This window comes from Mycobacterium tuberculosis H37Rv (genome assembly GCF_000195955.2).
Classification (GTDB): domain Bacteria; phylum Actinomycetota; class Actinomycetes; order Mycobacteriales; family Mycobacteriaceae; genus Mycobacterium; species Mycobacterium tuberculosis.
The window spans coordinates 392037-409217 of record NC_000962.3 but is presented as its reverse complement, the minus strand read 5'-3'; the positions used below and the strand labels follow the sequence as shown (position 1 = coordinate 409217).

Below are 17181 nucleotides of genomic sequence, written 5' to 3'. Positions count from 1 at the left end.
TAGGGGATTAGGGGAAATGGGGCACCCCTACGCCGGTCCGGAACTTATCCGTGGATGTCGTAGCCGTGATGATCGGGCTCGACGGTATGTGGGTCAACGACCGGGTGGTTCCAGACAGCCGGATGGTCTGTCGGCAATCCCCCGTCCTCGCTGGTCGTGTCGGGTATTTCAGCGCTCGTGAGCAGCGCCGACGTCTCATGTGGACCGGCTCGGAAGGGGCGCGGATCGGTGGGTGTCACGCCCGGTCCGGGTGGGGTCGGCTGGTTGAGAACGCTGCCGACCGCACCGTGCTGTTGGACAACACCCGCATCGGCGTGTGGGGCGAACGCATCAAGCGCAGCCGTGGCCGCGCCGCTCGCCCAAACGTTGCCACGATCGCCAGCGTGTGCCCCGCCAGCGGCTCCGATGGGTTCGGACATCGACAACGAATCCGACACCACCGGGATCAGGCTGTTCACATCCGCTCTGGTCACGTCGGTAAGGTGAGCTTCGGCGATCGACCGCTCGGGGTTCGCGGCGTAACGTGCGGCCGCTTCCGGGTCGCGCACAAGCGAGATGACAAAGTCGAGCAACGAGTTTGCCACTACCCGCCTCCTTGCCCCACCCCCGTTAGTCCCGTGTTAGCACGATGCTATCGGTTGAGGCCGCGTCCGTGTTCGGTGCGGAACCCGCCGGCCCCGGGGCGCCGTTAGGGGATGGCCGCATTAGGGGAAATGCGGGGCTGCGGGACGGGCTGGGGCTATGGTGAGGGAGCCGCCGCCGACCAGCCGTGCAGCACAGGGGGTGCAAGAACCGTGGCCAAGCATACGACGCATCGGTGACCGATTCCCTCACCGAGGTCCCGCCGGCAGCACGCCGTGCCCTCCTGGAACTCGCGAATGCCCCGACGGTACCGGTCAAGGTCCTGATCACCGGGGGCATCGGAACGGGCAAGACCACCGTTCTGGCTGCCGCCCGCGACACACTGCGCCGCTCGGGACTCACCGTGCTGGCATGCCCGCCGCCAGACGGCGAACCGCCGGAGACCGCGCTCGTCATCGACGACGCCCAGTTGCTCACCGATACCGAATTGCTCCGGCTCACCGAGCGCGTGGCCGATTCACGGCTGACGGTGGTGGCGGCCGCGGAAGCCCGCGAGCACCACCGGGCACTACGAGCCCTGACGATGGCGCTCGAACGGGACCGGCCACGAATCTCGCTCGGTCCACTTCCGGTTGCCGAGCACCTGCGAGATTGCACCGCGGGACTGCCGTTCCTCATTCATGCGGTTTCCGCCAGGGCACAGGCTCCCGCGCAAGCGGCCAAGGTGGCCCTCATCGAGCGGCTGCGCCGCCTCGACGAACCCACTCTGGACACCCTGCTCATGATGTCGCTAACCCACGAGCTAGGGGTCAGCGATGTAGCTGCTGCACTTGGGATTTCGGTAACGGATGCCCGCGGATTGGTCGATCGTGCGCACGCCAGCGGACTGATCGAGTCGTCACACACCGCGGCGTTTCTGCAGTCAGTCCATGATGCGATCGCTCAGATCGTCGGCAATGCACACCACCACGAGGTCGAAACCTCGCTGTTACGCTCACAACTCGATATCTCGCCGGTGTCGGCGGAGCTAGCGCTGCGACTGGCCGAACACGGGCTGCGCGACGAGCGGCTGGCGGACATCCTCACGCGGTACGCCGCGGACACCCGCGACGCTTCGGTCCGTTGCGCACGGCTGTACCGCGCCGCGGTCCATGCCGGCGCCAAAGGATTGACGGTCCGCCTGGCCGACGCACTGGCCCGCACCGGCGACTGTACGGCCGCGGCAACACTAGCCGACGATCTGCTCAGCTCCCCGGATGCCACCGAACGCGCTGCCGCGGTGCGGGTTGCGGCCAGCGTCGCGGTCCACGACGGCAACACGGGACACGCAGCCGAGTTGTTCGGCTGGCTGGGCCCACACCCGGACACGATGGTGAGCTCGGCCGCCACGATCGTGTTCGCCGCGAACGGCGACCTGGCGACGGCGCGTGCCACCCTGCGACTCAAGGATGCCGGTCCACCGACGATGGCAGCGCGTTGCGCGCGCAACCTCGCCGAGGGGCTGCTGCTGACCATGGATCAGCCGTATCCGGTCGCGATGGCAAAACTGGGCCAAGCCATTGCCACCGAACAATCGCTCAGCCAAGTCATTCCGGACAGCCCGGCAGCGCTGGTTACCTTGGCCGCGATACACGCCGGCGATCCGGTCCGCGCCCGCAGTGTGATCGGGCGTGCCGTGCGAGCCGGCGCCGACCCGCTGTTCCAGCGTCGGCACCTGCTGCTTTCCGGCTGGATCAAAATGCAAGAGGGGCAATTGCCGTCGGCAAGCGCGGACGTCGCGGCGGCCAGCGCCGGCACGCACCTGCACCGGCGCGACGCGTTGTGGGCCGCGGCACTGCAAACCGCGATCTCGCGTCGCACCGGCGATATCGGTGCGCTGCAACAGCATTGGTATGCGGCGATGGAAGCGCTGGCCGAGTATTCGCTCGATCTGTTCGCCCTGCTGCCACTTGGTGAACTGTGGGTCGCGGCCGCCCGAATGCGCCAGGTTGACCAGCTACAACACACCCTGGATCAGGCGCTCACGCTGCTGGATTCGCTGGGCAACCCCGCCCTGTGGTCGAACTCACTGCATTGGGCTGGAGTGCACGCTGGAATCCTCGCCAATTCGCCGGAATCGGTGGCACCGCACGGACAGGCCCTCGGTGCAATGGTCGCCCACAGCACGCTCGCGCAGGCCCTGTCGGATGCCGGTCGCACCTGGCTGCGGGTCCTGGCCGAAAACGTCGACGCCGACGAGGTCACCGCGGCGGCGCGGTCCCTGTCACACGTCGGCCTGACGTCGGATGCGACCCGACTGGCAGGTCAGGCCGCATTGCAAACATCCGACGCACGGGTGTCCGGTGCCATGCTGCAGTTGGCACGGGATCTTAAGCTGGGCAACGATTTCGGCGAGCCCCCCAGCGGGGCCGGCGACACGGAACCAGCTTCCGGTACCCCGCCGGCACCGCGCCAGCCACCGGCGGGCTCGCCGCTATCCGATCGCGAACGCGAAGTCGCCGAGCTACTGCTACTGGGCATGCCCTATCGCGACATTGGCGCCCGGCTGTTCATCTCAGCGAAGACGGTCGAGCACCACGTCGCCCGGATACGCCAGCGGCTGGGCGCTGGCTCCCGGTCGGAGATGTTGTCGATGCTGCGGGCCATGCTGGCCCCGGAGAGCTTAACCGCAGATGAGAGGCGTTGACGACCGGTAGGTTAGGACAGCCTTTCTCGCGGCGAAAGTCGCACAGATGTCAGGATGAGCAGGTTATGCAGGGGTTCCATTGAGTGCTACGAATTGGGGTGACCTTCCGTGACCACGCAAACGCTCATCAGGCTGATACTGGGCATGAGCATGACCGCGGTGGTGGGGGTGTTCGCTCTGCGGCGAGTCTGGTGGCTTTACAAGCTGGTCATGTCCGGGCAGCCGGCCAGCGGGCGAACCGACAACCTCGGCACCCGCATCTGGACCCAGATCTCCGAGGTTCTAGGGCAGCGCCGACTGTTGAAATGGTCGATCCCGGGCCTGGCGCACTTTTTCACCATGTGGGGCTTCTTCATCCTGCTCACCGTCTATATCGAGGCTTACGGCCTGCTGTTCGAGGAGAGATTCCACATCCCGGTCATCGGCCGGTGGGACGCGTTGGGCTTCCTGCAGGACTTCTTTGCCACCGCCGTCTTTCTCGGTATCACGACCTTCGCCATCATCCGTATCCTGCGCAACCCCCGCGAGATCGGTCGGAGCTCCCGGTTCTACGGATCGCACAACGGCGGCGCGTGGCTCGTCCTGTTGATGATCTTCAACGTCATCTGGACCTACGTGTTGGTCCGCGGCTCAGCGGTCAACAACGGCACCCTGCCCTACGGCAACGGGGCCTTCCTATCGCAGCTATTCGGCGCGATTCTTCGCCCCCTCGGGCAGCCCGCCAACGAAATCATCGAAACCACAGCGCTGTTGCTGCACATCGGGGTCATGCTTGCGTTCCTGATCCTCGTTTTGCATTCCAAGCACCTGCACATCTTCCTGGCGCCCATTAACGTCACGTTCAAACGGCTGCCGGATGGGCTGGGCCCGCTGTTGCCGCTCGAAGCCGATGGCAAACCAATCGACTTCGAGAATCCCAGCGAGGATGCCGTATTCGGCCGCGGCAAGATCGAAGACTTCACCTGGAAGGGGATGCTCGACTTCGCTACCTGCACCGAGTGCGGACGCTGTCAGTCGCAATGCCCGGCCTGGAACACCGGCAAACCGTTGTCGCCCAAGCTGGTCATCATGGACCTGCGCGACCATTGGATGGCCAAGGCGCCCTACATCCTGGGCCAAAAGGATGCCAGCGCGGGCGGCGAGGCCGGTCACCAAGAGCATCATCACGTGCCGGAATCGGGGTTCGGTCGAGTGCCCGGGCATGGACCGGAGCAGGCGACTCGCCCGCTGGTCGGCACCGAGGAACAGGGTGGCGTTATCGATCCCGACGTCTTGTGGTCATGTGTGACCTGTGGTGCCTGCGTCGAGCAGTGCCCGGTGGATATCGAACATGTCGATCACATCGTCGATATGCGCCGCTACCAGGTGATGATGGAGTCGGAGTTCCCCTCCGAGCTGTCGGTGCTGTTCAAGAACCTGGAGACCAAGGGCAACCCGTGGGGTCAGAACGCCTCAGATCGCACCAACTGGATCGACGAGGTTGACTTCGACGTCCCCGTGTACGGCCAGGACGTCGACAGCTTCGACGGCTACGAGTACCTGTTCTGGGTGGGTTGTGCGGGCGCCTACGACGACAAGGCCAAGAAGACCACCAAGGCCGTCGCCGAGCTGCTCGCCGTCGCCAGGGTGAAATACTTGGTGCTGGGCGCTGGGGAAACCTGCAACGGCGACTCGGCGCGCCGCTCCGGCAACGAGTTCCTCTTCCAGCAGCTGGCACAACAGGCCGTCGAGACCCTGGACGGTTTGTTCGAGGGTGTGGAGACCGTCGACCGCAAGATCGTTGTCACCTGCCCGCACTGCTTCAACACCATCGGCAAGGAATATCGGCAGCTGGGCGCCAACTACACCGTGCTGCACCACACCCAGCTGCTCAATCGGTTGGTGCGCGACAAGAGGCTGGTCCCTGTCACTCCGGTTTCTCAGGACATCACCTACCACGACCCGTGCTACCTGGGTCGGCACAACAAGGCCTACGAGGCACCACGGGAGCTGATCGGTGCCGCGGGGGCCAGCCTGACCGAGATGCCGCGCCATGCCGACCGCAGCTTTTGTTGCGGCGCAGGCGGCGCCCGCATGTGGATGGAAGAACACATCGGCAAGCGGATCAACCATGAACGCGTCGATGAGGCGCTGGCCACCGATGCCACCGCAATCGCCACCGCGTGCCCATTCTGCCGGGTGATGGTCACCGACGGTGTGAACGATCGGCAGGAAGAAGCCGGCCGCAGCGGCGTCGAGGTGCTCGACGTGGCCCAGGTGCTACTCGGATCACTAGACCACGACAAGGCGCAGCTGCCGGCCAAGGGTACGGCCGCCAAACAGGCTCAGGAGCGCGCCCCGAAAGCCGCTCCTAAGGCTGCCGCACCGGTGACGCCCGTGGAGGCACCCGCCGAGGCACCACAGGCGCCAGCGCCGGCCGCTCCCGCAGCACCCGTGAAAGGCCTCGGCATGGCCGCCGGCGCCAAGCGGCCTGGCGCCAAGAAAGCGGCCCCAACGCCCGCGGCCCCGGCTGCGCCCGCCGCGCCCGTTAAAGGGCTGGGTATTGCCGCCGGCGCCAAGCGGCCCGGGGCGAAAAAGACACCTCCCCCGGCTCCTGGGCTCGCCGAGCCAGCAGCCCAGCCGCAACCCGAAGCAAAGCCGCAACCGGAGCCCGCCGCACCGCCAAAGCCGCAAACCGACGGTGATCCGGCTGCACCGGCCGCGCCGGTGAAAGGGCTGGGCATTGCGCGCGGGGCCCGTCCACCGGGCAAACGCTGATCACGATTTGGCACCTGACAGCAAATTCCAGTGGACAACGATGGCACCATTGTGGACGTGACAACCCACCAGCTGCCCTGGCACACCGCCAGCCATCAGCGGCAGCGCGCCTTCGCTCAGTCGGCCAAGCTGCAGGACGTCCTGTACGAGATCCGCGGCCCGGTGCACCAGCACGCCGCGCGGCTCGAAGCCGAAGGTCACCGCATCCTCAAACTCAACATCGGCAACCCGGCGCCGTTCGGCTTCGAAGCACCCGACGTGATCATGCGCGATATCATCCAGGCGCTGCCCTACGCGCAGGGGTACTCCGACTCGCAGGGCATCCTGTCGGCCCGGCGTGCGGTGGTCACGCGCTACGAGCTGGTGCCCGGATTTCCCCGATTCGACGTGGACGACGTCTACCTGGGTAACGGGGTCTCCGAGCTGATCACGATGACGCTGCAAGCCCTGCTGGACAACGGCGATCAGGTGCTGATTCCATCACCGGACTACCCGCTGTGGACGGCGTCGACCTCGCTGGCTGGCGGCACTCCGGTCCACTACCTGTGCGATGAGACCCAAGGCTGGCAGCCCGATATCGCCGACCTGGAATCCAAGATCACCGAGCGCACCAAGGCGCTGGTCGTGATCAACCCCAACAACCCAACCGGCGCGGTGTACAGCTGCGAAATCCTCACCCAGATGGTCGATCTGGCCCGCAAGCATCAACTGCTGCTGTTGGCGGACGAAATCTACGACAAAATCCTCTACGACGACGCCAAGCACATCAGCCTGGCATCGATCGCCCCGGATATGTTGTGCCTGACCTTCAATGGGCTGTCGAAGGCCTACCGCGTCGCCGGATACCGGGCCGGCTGGCTGGCGATCACCGGACCCAAGGAGCACGCCAGCAGCTTCATCGAGGGCATCGGCCTGCTGGCCAATATGCGGTTGTGCCCAAATGTCCCGGCCCAGCATGCCATTCAGGTTGCACTGGGCGGCCATCAGAGCATCGAGGACCTGGTGCTGCCCGGCGGCCGGCTGCTCGAGCAGCGCGACATCGCCTGGACCAAGCTCAACGAGATCCCGGGGGTGTCGTGCGTCAAACCGGCGGGCGCGCTGTATGCGTTTCCCCGGCTAGACCCCGAGGTCTACGACATCGACGACGACGAGCAACTCGTGCTCGATCTGCTGCTGTCGGAGAAGATCCTGGTCACCCAGGGCACCGGGTTCAACTGGCCCGCACCGGATCATCTGCGCCTGGTGACGCTGCCATGGTCCCGCGATCTGGCGGCCGCCATCGAGCGGCTGGGTAACTTCCTGGTCAGTTACCGGCAATAGCAGCCGACGCACGTGATGCCCTGGGGGTGGCAGCGCGGCCGGGCGCCCTTAAGCCGGCGCGGCGGCGTCGAGGGAGCGCCGCAGGGTCCCGTCATCGGATCAAAGCCAGAAACCCCAAACAACCCCGAGGCAACAAGCACTAATCGGCCACTTGACAGGCCGTTCCACATCAAAACGGCGGTGGGTCGTCGTTGGGATCCGGTGGTGGGCCGTGGGTGTCGGTGGCCGCGGCGGTCTGGGTGAGCACCTGGGCGCGCTGGCGGGCGGCGTGGTTTTGTCGACGTTCGGTGGCGATGCGATAGGCCCGGTCTTGGGCGCGGGTGCGCCGGCGTTTGGGCATCATCGCTGTGCGCTGGTCGCAATGGTCGTAGGGTGGGTCGGCTTCCGGTGCCGGGATGCCGCCGCTGAAGTGGCACAAGCTGGGGAACAGCAGCGCACTGCCCGGGGTGCTGACATAGGTATGCCCGGACGGGGAGGTCAAAATCAGGGTGCCGTCGGGTAGCTGTTGATCACGCCATCCCCAAAACGTTTTCACCAGGTGATGGGTACGGCAGTAACATTTCAGGTTCGACGCATGGGTGGGCCCACCAGCGGCATACGGGATCGTATGATCCAGGTCGCAATTGGTGGCGGGCTCATCACAGCCGGGCCAGCGACACGTCAGATCCCGGCAGCGAACGAAATCGGCGAGCGCTTTCGACGGCGCATACCCCGGCTCGGGCGGCGCATCGCCGGGATGAACCAGCGGCACCAGCGTGGCCGTCTTGGCCAGCTCGGCCACCAGTTCGGCGGTGATCAGCCCGTCGGCGTTCATCTGCGATGCCGGCGCCGAGCCCGTGCCATTGATCGTGGCCGCCTCGGCGATCAGGTGAATCACCACCGGCGGGGCCGCAGGCCGCTTCCCGGCCGCACAATCAGCGCGCCCACAGCCACAGCCCAGCCGATCGGCCCCGCCCGCCAACGCCCCCAACGCGTCCGCGCGGCGCTGCTCACGGCTGCGCGGATCGTGCTCACACACGGTGCCCGCCAACGCGCTCAACCGCGCATCGAGGGCGTGTGCGTCGACGGCCAACAGGCTGCCACCGATCTGGCACACACCGTCTTGGCTTTCCCCGACCCAGAACTGGCGCTGGGCCTGATACTCCTTGCGCCGCCGCACCGCATCGGCATCGGCACGCGCCACGATCTTATCGACCTGCCCAGCCAGGCGGGCCTTGGTCATCGAGGGCCAACGCGCCACATTGGCGGCCAACTGCGCATCCACCGCCGCCAAAACATCAGGGTCAACGATCAAGTCGGTGCGATACACAATCGTGGCAAACATCAGATAGCCGATGTCGCCGGCGCTAAACACCTCAGCCGTCTTAGGCAGCCGCTCACGCATCGCCCGCGCATACCGCAACCGGCTGGCCGCCAGACCCTGACTGATCCGCAACGCCGCCGCCACCTCGGCGGCCACCGCCGCCATGGTGTCCATCACCCACTCCTCGCGGCCCCCGCAACGCGACCACCGATAGGCGAACAACTCCCCCAACGCCACCAACTGCGCCGCAGCGGCCCGGTTTTCGGCCCGAGTCGCCGAGCAGATCCGATCGATGAACGCCGCCGACACCCTCGTGGTCCGCGGAGCATGGCATTCAAACCGCTCATCAAAATGAGCGATCGCCTCCGGTGAAGGCATGCGCCCCCGCACCTGATCGAACATACTTTCGATACTACCATCGCTACCCGACCGGCGCCCGGTAACCCAAGGCGCTGTGGATAACGTGGATGACTAGGGAGACACCGGCTCGGTAGCCGCCGAGGGCGAGCACGGCACTCGGTGCGGTCCATGGGGTTCTTGCACCGCGCATGCCGGGCGCCGTCGAGCTTGCCGGCTCCGCTCATGGCCCGGCCAGGGCGCAGCGTTCTTGCCCGGCCGGCCGCGACCCCACCGGGCCCACTGTGCGCCACCACCCGGCCCAGGCCACCACAAGGAAACCAGCCGCCAGCATCTCGGATCAGCAACTTCCCGCCGAAGCGCCACAAGACCCGCGTGCTGGCGGCGGCCGAAGACGAGGTGTCGGCGGCCGTCGCGGCACTGATTTCCGCACACGGTCGGCGGCATCACTCCCTCAACAATCAGGCGGCGGCGTTCCATGGCCAGTTTGCACAGAACCTGAACGTGGGTGCGGGCTCGTGTGCCAGCGCCGAGACCACCGCCGATGCGCCGACCCAGGCGCTGTTGGGGCCCGCTGATCGCCAACGGCGCCAACGGCGGGCTGTTCGGCAATGGCTGGTCCGGTGGGCTGCTCATCCAGGACGGGCTACCAGGGGGTTCCATAATCACCGACAATAACCCGCCGAAATCAGTTGCGCTCCAACAACTCCAGCAGGTAGTTACCATATCCGGACTTGACCAGAGCACGGGCTCGCTGCACCAGCTGCTCGTCGTCGATCCAGCCCATGCGCCACGCCACTTCTTCGGGGATGCTGACCTTCAGGCCCTGCCGACGCTCCAGGGTCCGGACGAAATCGGCGGCGTCCAGCAGCGAGTCGAATGTCCCGGTGTCCAGCCACGCTGTCCCGCGGGCCAGCACCTCGACCGCCAACCTACCCTGATTGAGGTAGACCTGGTTGACCTCGGTGATCTCGTACTCCCCGCGCGCTGATTTCTTTAAACCCCTGGCGATTTCGATCACATCGTTGTCATAGAAATACAGGCCCGGCACCGCGTAATTCGACTTCGGGGTCACCGGCTTCTCCTCCAGAGACAGCGCCATGCCCTCGGCGCCGAACTCAACGACACCATAGGCCGACGGGTTGGCTACCCAATAGGCGAAAATTGCTCCACCACTGATGGATTGGAAGCGCTTCAGGCTGGTCCCCAGACCTGGGCCGTAGAAGATGTTGTCCCCCAACACCAATGCCACCGAATCGGCGCCGATGTGGTTGGCGCCAATGACGAACGCCTGCGCCAGACCGTCAGGCTGATCCTGGGTGGCGTAGCTGATGTTCACTCCCAAGTGCGCGCCGTCGCCCAGGAGTCGATGAAAGCCGGGCGCGTCATGCGGGGTGGTGATCAACTGAATGTCTCGGATCCCAGCCATCATCAGCGTGGTGAGCGGGTAGTAGATCATCGGTTTGTCGTAGACCGGCAGCAGCTGCTTGCTGATCCCCATGGTGATCGGGTACAGCCGGGTGCCCGAACCGCCGGCCAAGATGATCCCGCGCATAACTGGCTCCTAACTGCCGTTCGCCGACCTCAATCGACCAAATCGTCCTCGGTGAGTTCGGTGGCCGCCAGCGCCGACGCCAAGTCTTCGTGCCGGAAAACCGATGCGACGTGGTCTTGGACCACACGGAACGCCGCGGCGCCGGTCCTGGCGATGCCCGGATCTTCGCCGCTGGTGATCTTTTGTTCGACGACCACGACTCCGTGGTGCACGTACATGCGGCCAAGTTCTGCGGTTGTGGTGAGCGAGCTGGCCCACCCGCGCAGCGCATCGTGGCCCTGTACAGCCCCGTGCGCGTCACCGATGTCGATGTCGTCAGTAGACAACGCCACGAGGGTCTCAATGTCGGCGGCATTGAGGGCGTCGTGCCAGGCCAGCACGGTAGCGATCTCCGATGTGGTCATGGTCTGAAAGTTACCGTGTGCGGCGGCTACAGCGGCGTGCGATCCAGCCATTTTTGCCATACCCCGGCATCCCCCAACAGCTCGATGCCGGTGTCGGCAACCGAGAGTCGGCGCACCATCGCCAGCAGCAGCTCGGTGGCGCCGCCACGCAGTGCCACGGCACCCTTTCCGTGCCGATGCGACCAGGTGACGCCGCGCTCGTCGCGACGAACCGTCCATTCGCCGGCTTCAAGAAGCCCCGGATCGGTGGCGTGCAGATGTAAGGTGTCGTCGTCTTCGAGCGGTAATGGCGTGCCGCCGCTGCCGGCCTGGACCGCTATGCGCTCCAGGAATTCGCTGATCCCGTCGGCTGCCACGTTCGGTTCCAGTGTGAATTCGCCCCCGACGGTGATCGCCACGTCGGCGCGGTGCACTGCGACCTCGTGTAGCCGCCGCCGAACCCACCAGCCCGCCGGGCGCGGTCCGAGGAAGGTCCACACCGGCGTTTCCACACCCGTTTGTTCCACAGCGTCGACCAGCAGCCGCGCCCCGCCGTACAGCCAGGAGATCGCGTCGTCGGGGTCCGGCGGTGGCTTACCGCCCTCGACGCTGCGTGGATCGAGGAAATGGTCGAGTCGATCGCGGACAATCTGCGCCGCCCAGCGGTCCCCGCGCCCGACGTGGCGGAATAGTTGACCCAGGCTCCAGCCCGGGCAGGTCGGCACCGGGGTGGATTGATCGACGTTGCGGATCAGTTCGCCGAAGGCGTGGGTCTGCTCCAGGTATGCCGACGAGTAGTCCACCTTGGCGAGGCTACTAGCAGGCTTGCGCAACAGCGGTTATCCACAGTCTGGTGTTTCAGGGGCGCCGGTAGGAGCCGTGGTAGGGGGCCGCGCCCACCGGCGTGTCACGTCTTCCAGCGGGTCAGCCAGGCCAGTTCTTGTGCGACCTTCTCCTCGTGAAACTCCCGCGACGGCGGGTACAGCGTCACCGAGGGCGCCGACGGAGCGAAGAAATCGCCGTCGCCCTTGGCTGCCTGGTGATCACCGGTCTCGACGTAGCAGGCGCCCGTGCCGGTGAAGTGGCGCTCAGCTACGTCGTAACCGAGATGGCGGGCGACGCCGTGGGCGACAACTGCGGCCTGGGCTTCGGCGAACACGGCAGCCTTGGGCAGCGGTTTGCCATTCGGCAGCGTCAGCACGGTCGCATCGCCGATGGCCCACACGTTGTCGGCGCTAGTGGACAGGGTGCGCGGGTCCACGGGTATCCACCCGGATTCGCTGAGACCCGCTGACCGCGCCGCGGCGGAGGGCACGTGCGGGGGGACCACGGCAAGCAGATCGAACGGTTCGGACGTGCCGTCACCGAAGTGCATCGTCCTTGCGGCCTCATCGACGCGAGCTAGGGCCTTGCGAGGATGGAAGCCGACACCGTGATCCTTGAGCATCGAGACCAAAGCCTCGCCGACCTCGGGACCTGCAACGGGCATCGGCAGCGGGTCAGGCGTGAACGTGTCGATCTGTACGGTTCCGGTGGCGTAGCGGTCACCGAGTTGGGCGGCGATCAGAAACGCCGCTTCGAACGGTGCGGCTGGGCATTTGAACGGCACCCCGGCGATAGCCACAGCGATCCGGCCATGCTCGAGCGCCTCGACCTTCGCACGCAGCTCAGCCGCGCCGTCCAGGGTGTAGAACTGGCCCGCGACGTCGGCGTCGAGCGCGTCCGACAGTCCGGGAACGGCGTCGGTGTTCAGCGCCGCACCTAATGCGATCACCAACGCGTCATAGCCGATGACGCTGTTGTCGGTGTGCACTACCTGGGCCGCGATGTCAATGTGGGCGACGGTTGCAGTAACCATTTCCACACCGGGCAGCGACGCCGCGGTGGGGCGGACGCGGACGTCGTCAGGCCGCCGCCAGCCCCGCAACACCCATAGCAACGACAAGCCCAGCGTCCCGTCAAAGCTCCTGTCCACCAATATGATTCGATCCTCAGGTGGTAGCAGTTGACGGAGGGTGTCGGCGGTGGTCAGGCCGCCGACACCCGCGCCAAGGATGAGAACCGTCTTGCTCATGAGCCTGATTCCTTCGCATCGAGTTCCATATATCTTTGGAATATTAGATTCCGCCGCAGTCTTGCGCAAGGTCTTGGGGTGACTGACCGAGTCAGTCAAACTATTATCGGCCCATGGCCCGCAGCATTCCCGCGGACCGGTTTTCCGCGATTGTCGCCGCGTCGGCGCGGGTGTTCATCGCCCACGGTTACCAGCGCACCCAGGTGCAGGACGTGGCCGACGCACTCGCCCTGGCCAAAGGCACGCTGTATGGCTACGCCCAGGGCAAGGCTGCGCTGTTCGCGGCGGCGGTGCGCTACGGCGACGCTCAGGAAGCCCTTCCGCTGGCATCCGAACTGCCGGTGGCCGCTCCCGTTGCGGGCGAGATCGCAGCTGTGGTGTCGGCCCGACTGGCTGGCGAGGTCACCGACATGCGGCTCACGCACGCGTTGCGAGCGACTTTGCCGCCGGGTGCGACGACTGGAGACGCGCGAGCAGAACTCGCCGGTATCGTCACCGACCTCTACAGCCGCCTGGCCCGGCACCGGATCGCGCTCAAACTGGTCGACCGCTGTGCCCCCGAGCTACCCGACCTCGCCGAGGTTTGGTTCGGCACCGGCCGGAACGCCCAAGTCGATGCGGTCCAGGCATACCTAGTGCACCGCGAGCGCGCCGGCCTTCTGATCCTGCCCGGGCCGGCACCGATGGTGGCCCGGACCATCGTCGAGTTGTGCGCGTTGTGGGCGGTGCATCTTCACTTCGACCCGTCACCGGAGCCTTGGTCGATCGTGCAACCTGGCGTGATCGATGACGATGCGATCGCTGCGACCCTCGCCGAGTTTGTCGTTCGGGCCACCACAGCTTCTTCGGACTAACCGCTTGCAACCGAAAGGTCGTCCCCATGCGCCTCACACATCCGGCCCGACGGTACCTATCCAGTCAGGCTGCCCGGCCAACAGGCGCGTTCGGCCGCCTACTGGGACGGATCTGGCGAGCCGAGACCGCCGACGTCAATCGCATCGCCGTCGAGCTGCTCGCGCCCGGCCCGGGCGAGCGGGTTTGCGAGATCGGCTTTGGCCCCGGCCGAACCCTTGGGCTGCTCGCCGCCGCCGGCGCGCAAGTGAGCGGCGTCGAGGTGTCGACGACCATGATCGCAATCGCGGCCCATCACAACGCGAAAGCCATTGCAGCCGGCCTGATCTCGCTTTATCACGGCGATGGAGTAACCCTGCCGGTTGCCGACCACAGCCTTGACAAGGTGCTCGGCGTGCACAACTTTTACTTCTGGCCCGATCCCCGCGCCAGCCTTTGCGACATCGCTCGAGCCCTGCGGCCCGGGGGTCGACTCGTCCTTACATCGATATCCGATGACCAACCACTGGCGGCCCGTTTCGATCCCGCGATCTATCGCGTGCCCCCCACCCTCGACACCGCCGCGTGGCTTGGCGCTGCCGGCTTCATCGACGTCGGCATCAAGCGCAGTGCAGACCATCCGGCGACCGTGTGGTTCACCGCAACTGCGACGTGACGACCGCGCCGATGCTGGCAAGCGCTCGGATTACCTCGGTCGATCGCGGGGTGGCGGACGGATCGGCGATCCACTGGATCATGAGGCCATCGATGACCGCCATCAACACCGAGACGATGGTCGACAGGTTCTCCGGCGGTGCTATGTCGGTACCGGCAAGCGCAGCGCCAGCCAGATCGACCGAATGCTGCCGAACGTCGGCATATCCGGCGGCCAGGCGCTCCCGCAAGGCCTCTGAGCGCAACGCCGGAGCGTATGACTCCACACACGCATACACGGCGGGGCGGATCTGCTCGAACGAATCGACGGTGGCTTCGAGTACCGCCAGGATCTGCCCGGCCGGACCGGCGGCGCGGGAGTGATCGAATGCCTCCTGGACACGCTGGTTCCACGTCGAAAAGCACCGGCCGAGCGCATCGTCGAGCAGCGCGTCCTTGCTACCGAAGTGGTAGTTGATCGACGCGATGTTCACCCCTGCCGCACGAGCGATGTCGCGCGAGCTGGTGTTGCCGTAGCCGCGTTCTCGTAAACAAGCCAGAGCGCCGTCGAGCAGTTTGTCGCGGTTTGTGCGTTGCTGTTGCACAGCTGCATCCTATCGTGATAAGCATTCGTTTACATCAAACATTTGATTATCAGAAGGGAGCCGCCATGGCAAGCACGTTGACGACGGGCCTGCCACCCGGGCCGCGGCTACCCCGCTACCTGCAGAGCGTGCTGTACCTGAGGTTTCGGGAATGGTTCCTGCCAGCGATGCATCGCAAGTACGGCGACGTGTTCTCCTTGCGGGTGCCCCCATATGCCGACAACCTCGTGGTCTATACCCGCCCCGAACACATCAAAGAGATCTTCGCGGCCGACCCGAGGTCGCTGCACGCGGGCGAAGGCAACCACATCCTTGGTTTTGTCATGGGCGAGCACTCGGTATTGATGACCGACGAAGCCGAACACGCGCGGATGCGATCGCTGCTCATGCCCGCGTTCACCCGCGCCGCGCTGCGCGGATACCGCGACATGATCGCCTCCGTTGCGCGTGAACACATCACGCGCTGGCGGCCCCACGCAACGATCAACAGTCTTGACCACATGAATGCGCTCACCCTCGACATCATCCTGCGGGTCGTTTTCGGGGTCACTGACCCAAAAGTCAAGGCCGAGTTGACTAGTCGGCTGCAACAGATCATAAACATCCATCCCGCGATTCTCGCGGGCGTTCCGTACCCGTCGCTCAAGCGGATGAATCCCTGGAAGCGCTTCTTCCATAACCAAACCAAGATAGACGAGATCCTCTACCGCGAGATCGCCTCCCGCCGTATCGATTCCGATCTCACCGCCCGAACCGACGTGCTATCCAGACTTTTGCAAACCAAGGACACGCCTACTAAGCCGCTGACCGATGCCGAGCTTCGCGACCAGCTCATCACGTTGCTGCTGGCCGGTCATGAGACAACCGCCGCCGCCCTGTCCTGGACGTTGTGGGAACTTGCCCATGCTCCGGAAATCCAAAGCCAAGTAGTCTGGGCTGCCGTCGGCGGTGACGACGGATTCTTGGAGGCCGTCCTCAAGGAAGGAATGCGCCGACACACCGTCATCGCTTCTACCGCTCGCAAGGTCACCGCGCCGGCAGAGATCGGTGGTTGGCGACTGCCAGCGGGGACGGTGGTCAACACGTCGATCCTGTTGGCCCACGCCAGCGAGGTATCGCACCCCAAACCCACAGAGTTTCGTCCTAGCCGGTTCCTTGACGGCAGCGTGGCACCCAACACCTGGCTGCCATTCGGCGGCGGTGTGCGCCGATGCCTCGGCTTCGGGTTCGCCCTCACCGAGGGAGCGGTCATCCTGCAAGAGATTTTCCGCCGCTTCACCATCACCGCCGCCGGCCCGTCCAAAGGCGAGACTCCGTTGGTGCGCAACATCACCACCGTCCCCAAACACGGTGCACACCTGCGGCTGATCCCACAGCGCCGGCTAGGCGGGCTTGGTGACAGTGACCCGCCATAGCCGCCGGGGCAGCTCACCTTCCTCGAAATCGTGTACCTCCTCGAGTACCCAACCGGTAGCCAGGCGCGCTACCAGCTCACGGCGGAAGAAGTGCACTGCGAACCCTGCGCACTCGAAGATGTCGTCACCGTGGGCCTGCCCGGCGCCGTAGTGCGCATCGCCGGTATGCCGAACGGTGTAGATGAACTTTCCACCCGGCCTCAACACCCGGCCGACCTCGGCAACGACTGCATGAATTTCGCTGGTGGACAACGCCATACACAACGCCATGTGTGCAAAGGCGCCGTCAATGGAACCGGTTTTGACGGGCAGAGGCTGGCGCAGATCGTGCACAATCGGTTGCACCCGCGCGGAGACCCCGCGCGCTTGGGCACTTCGGCGAAGTTGCGCGACGGCAACGTCGCTGAAATCGGTGGCCACCACCGTGAAGCCCTAGCCAGCGAAATACAGGGTGTCACGCCCATGACCGGCCGCCAACTCCAGCACCCGCTGCACGCCGTCGGCATTGAACACCTCGGCGGCATATACCCCCGGCTCTGACGGGCGGGTTCCGTACAGCACCGGATGCGCTCGGTAGGTGTCCTGCCAGTGTTCATGCTGGGCAACGAGCAGTTCTGGCTGCCGCTTCACCAAACGTAGACTTCCCTTCGGCCCCACGG

At 65.5% G+C, this 17181-nt stretch carries 16 protein-coding genes; 7 read left to right on the top strand and 9 right to left on the bottom strand.

The genetic code is table 11. The features are described 5' to 3' along the window. Positions 1–44: 44 nt before the first annotated feature. A complete protein-coding gene (locus tag Rv0340) occupies positions 45–584 on the bottom strand; it encodes a hypothetical protein (protein ID NP_214854.1) in 540 nt (179 codons plus the stop codon). A 185-nt stretch (positions 585–769) separates the two neighbouring features. Here Rv0340 and Rv0339c point away from each other — a divergent pair, with 185 nt between their 5' ends. From Rv0339c to aspC, 3 genes are all read left to right on the top strand, one after another. Beyond that, a complete protein-coding gene (locus Rv0339c) occupies positions 770–3268 on the top strand; it encodes a transcriptional regulator (protein NP_214853.1) in 2499 nt (832 codons plus the stop codon). Positions 3269–3376: 108 nt separating this feature from the next. Further along, positions 3377–6025 (top strand): iron-sulfur-binding reductase, encoded by a 2649-nt coding sequence (locus Rv0338c; RefSeq protein ID NP_214852.1) that lies wholly within the window; start codon positions 3377–3379, stop codon positions 6023–6025. A 30-nt stretch (positions 6026–6055) separates the two neighbouring features. Next, a complete protein-coding gene (gene aspC / locus Rv0337c) occupies positions 6056–7345 on the top strand; it encodes an aspartate aminotransferase (protein ID NP_214851.1) in 1290 nt (429 codons plus the stop codon). Positions 7346–7514: 169 nt separating this feature from the next. On the opposite strand, the gene Rv0336 is transcribed toward aspC, so the two are convergent. Then, positions 7515–9026, bottom strand: a complete 1512-nt coding sequence (locus Rv0336) for a hypothetical protein (protein NP_214850.1) — start codon at positions 9024–9026, stop codon at positions 7515–7517. A 141-nt stretch (positions 9027–9167) separates the two neighbouring features. Here Rv0336 and PE6 point away from each other — a divergent pair, with 141 nt between their 5' ends. After that, on the top strand, positions 9168–9683 hold the full coding sequence (PE6, locus tag Rv0335c) for a PE family protein PE6 (RefSeq protein YP_177717.1): 516 nt from the start codon (positions 9168–9170) through the stop codon (positions 9681–9683). A 10-nt stretch (positions 9684–9693) separates the two neighbouring features. Here the strand turns inward: PE6 and rmlA are convergent, their stop codons facing one another. From rmlA to Rv0331, 4 genes are all read right to left on the bottom strand, one after another. Further along, the gene (gene rmlA, locus Rv0334; RefSeq protein ID NP_214848.1) at positions 9694–10560 is read right to left on the bottom strand and encodes a glucose-1-phosphate thymidylyltransferase; all 867 of its coding nucleotides are present in this window, start codon (positions 10558–10560) and stop codon (positions 9694–9696) included. Positions 10561–10589: 29 nt separating this feature from the next. Beyond that, a complete protein-coding gene (locus Rv0333; protein NP_214847.1) occupies positions 10590–10964 on the bottom strand; it encodes a hypothetical protein in 375 nt (124 codons plus the stop codon). Positions 10965–10990: 26 nt separating this feature from the next. Continuing rightward, on the bottom strand, positions 10991–11776 hold the full coding sequence (locus Rv0332; protein ID NP_214846.1) for a hypothetical protein: 786 nt from the start codon (positions 11774–11776) through the stop codon (positions 10991–10993). A 74-nt stretch (positions 11777–11850) separates the two neighbouring features. Beyond that, positions 11851–13017, bottom strand: a complete 1167-nt coding sequence (locus Rv0331) for a dehydrogenase/reductase (protein ID NP_214845.1) — start codon at positions 13015–13017, stop codon at positions 11851–11853. Between the two features lie 113 nt (positions 13018–13130). Here Rv0331 and Rv0330c point away from each other — a divergent pair, with 113 nt between their 5' ends. Both Rv0330c and Rv0329c read left to right on the top strand, forming a co-directional pair. After that, the gene (locus Rv0330c) at positions 13131–13871 is read left to right on the top strand and encodes a hypothetical protein (RefSeq protein ID NP_214844.1); all 741 of its coding nucleotides are present in this window, start codon (positions 13131–13133) and stop codon (positions 13869–13871) included. A 26-nt stretch (positions 13872–13897) separates the two neighbouring features. Then, positions 13898–14524, top strand: coding sequence for a hypothetical protein (locus tag Rv0329c; protein ID NP_214843.1), 627 nt, complete (start codon positions 13898–13900; stop codon positions 14522–14524). Here the strand turns inward: Rv0329c and Rv0328 are convergent. Beyond that, positions 14505–15107 carry a transcriptional regulator gene (locus tag Rv0328; RefSeq protein ID NP_214842.1) on the bottom strand — a complete coding sequence of 201 codons (603 nt, stop codon included), beginning with the start codon at positions 15105–15107 and terminating at the stop codon, positions 14505–14507. The two genes, Rv0329c and Rv0328, sit on opposite strands and share 20 nt — an antisense overlap. Before the next feature lie 65 nt (positions 15108–15172). Here Rv0328 and cyp135A1 point away from each other — a divergent pair, with 65 nt between their 5' ends. Then, positions 15173–16522, top strand: a complete 1350-nt coding sequence (cyp135A1, locus tag Rv0327c; protein ID NP_214841.1) for a cytochrome P450 Cyp135A1 — start codon at positions 15173–15175, stop codon at positions 16520–16522. Here cyp135A1 and Rv0326 read toward each other — a convergent pair. Both Rv0326 and Rv0325 read right to left on the bottom strand, forming a co-directional pair. Continuing rightward, a complete protein-coding gene (locus tag Rv0326) occupies positions 16490–16945 on the bottom strand; it encodes a hypothetical protein (protein ID NP_214840.1) in 456 nt (151 codons plus the stop codon). The genes cyp135A1 and Rv0326 overlap by 33 nt on opposite strands. 9 nt (positions 16946–16954) lie before the next feature. Beyond that, positions 16955–17179: a hypothetical protein gene (locus Rv0325; protein ID NP_214839.1), complete on the bottom strand. Its 225-nt coding sequence runs from the start codon at positions 17177–17179 to the stop codon at positions 16955–16957. Positions 17180–17181: the final 2 nt, after the last annotated feature.

Coding starts and splice junctions, on each gene's coding strand:
- Rv0336 (NP_214850.1), bottom strand. CDS start 9,026: ATGCCTTCACCGGAGGCGATCGCTCATTTTGATGAGCGGTTTGAATGC.
- rmlA (NP_214848.1), bottom strand. CDS start 10,560: ATGCGCGGGATCATCTTGGCCGGCGGTTCGGGCACCCGGCTGTACCCG.
- Rv0333 (NP_214847.1), bottom strand. CDS start 10,964: ATGACCACATCGGAGATCGCTACCGTGCTGGCCTGGCACGACGCCCTC.
- Rv0331 (NP_214845.1), bottom strand. CDS start 13,017: ATGAGCAAGACGGTTCTCATCCTTGGCGCGGGTGTCGGCGGCCTGACC.
- Rv0330c (NP_214844.1), top strand. CDS start 13,131: ATGGCCCGCAGCATTCCCGCGGACCGGTTTTCCGCGATTGTCGCCGCG.
- Rv0329c (NP_214843.1), top strand. CDS start 13,898: ATGCGCCTCACACATCCGGCCCGACGGTACCTATCCAGTCAGGCTGCC.
- cyp135A1 (NP_214841.1), top strand. CDS start 15,173: ATGGCAAGCACGTTGACGACGGGCCTGCCACCCGGGCCGCGGCTACCC.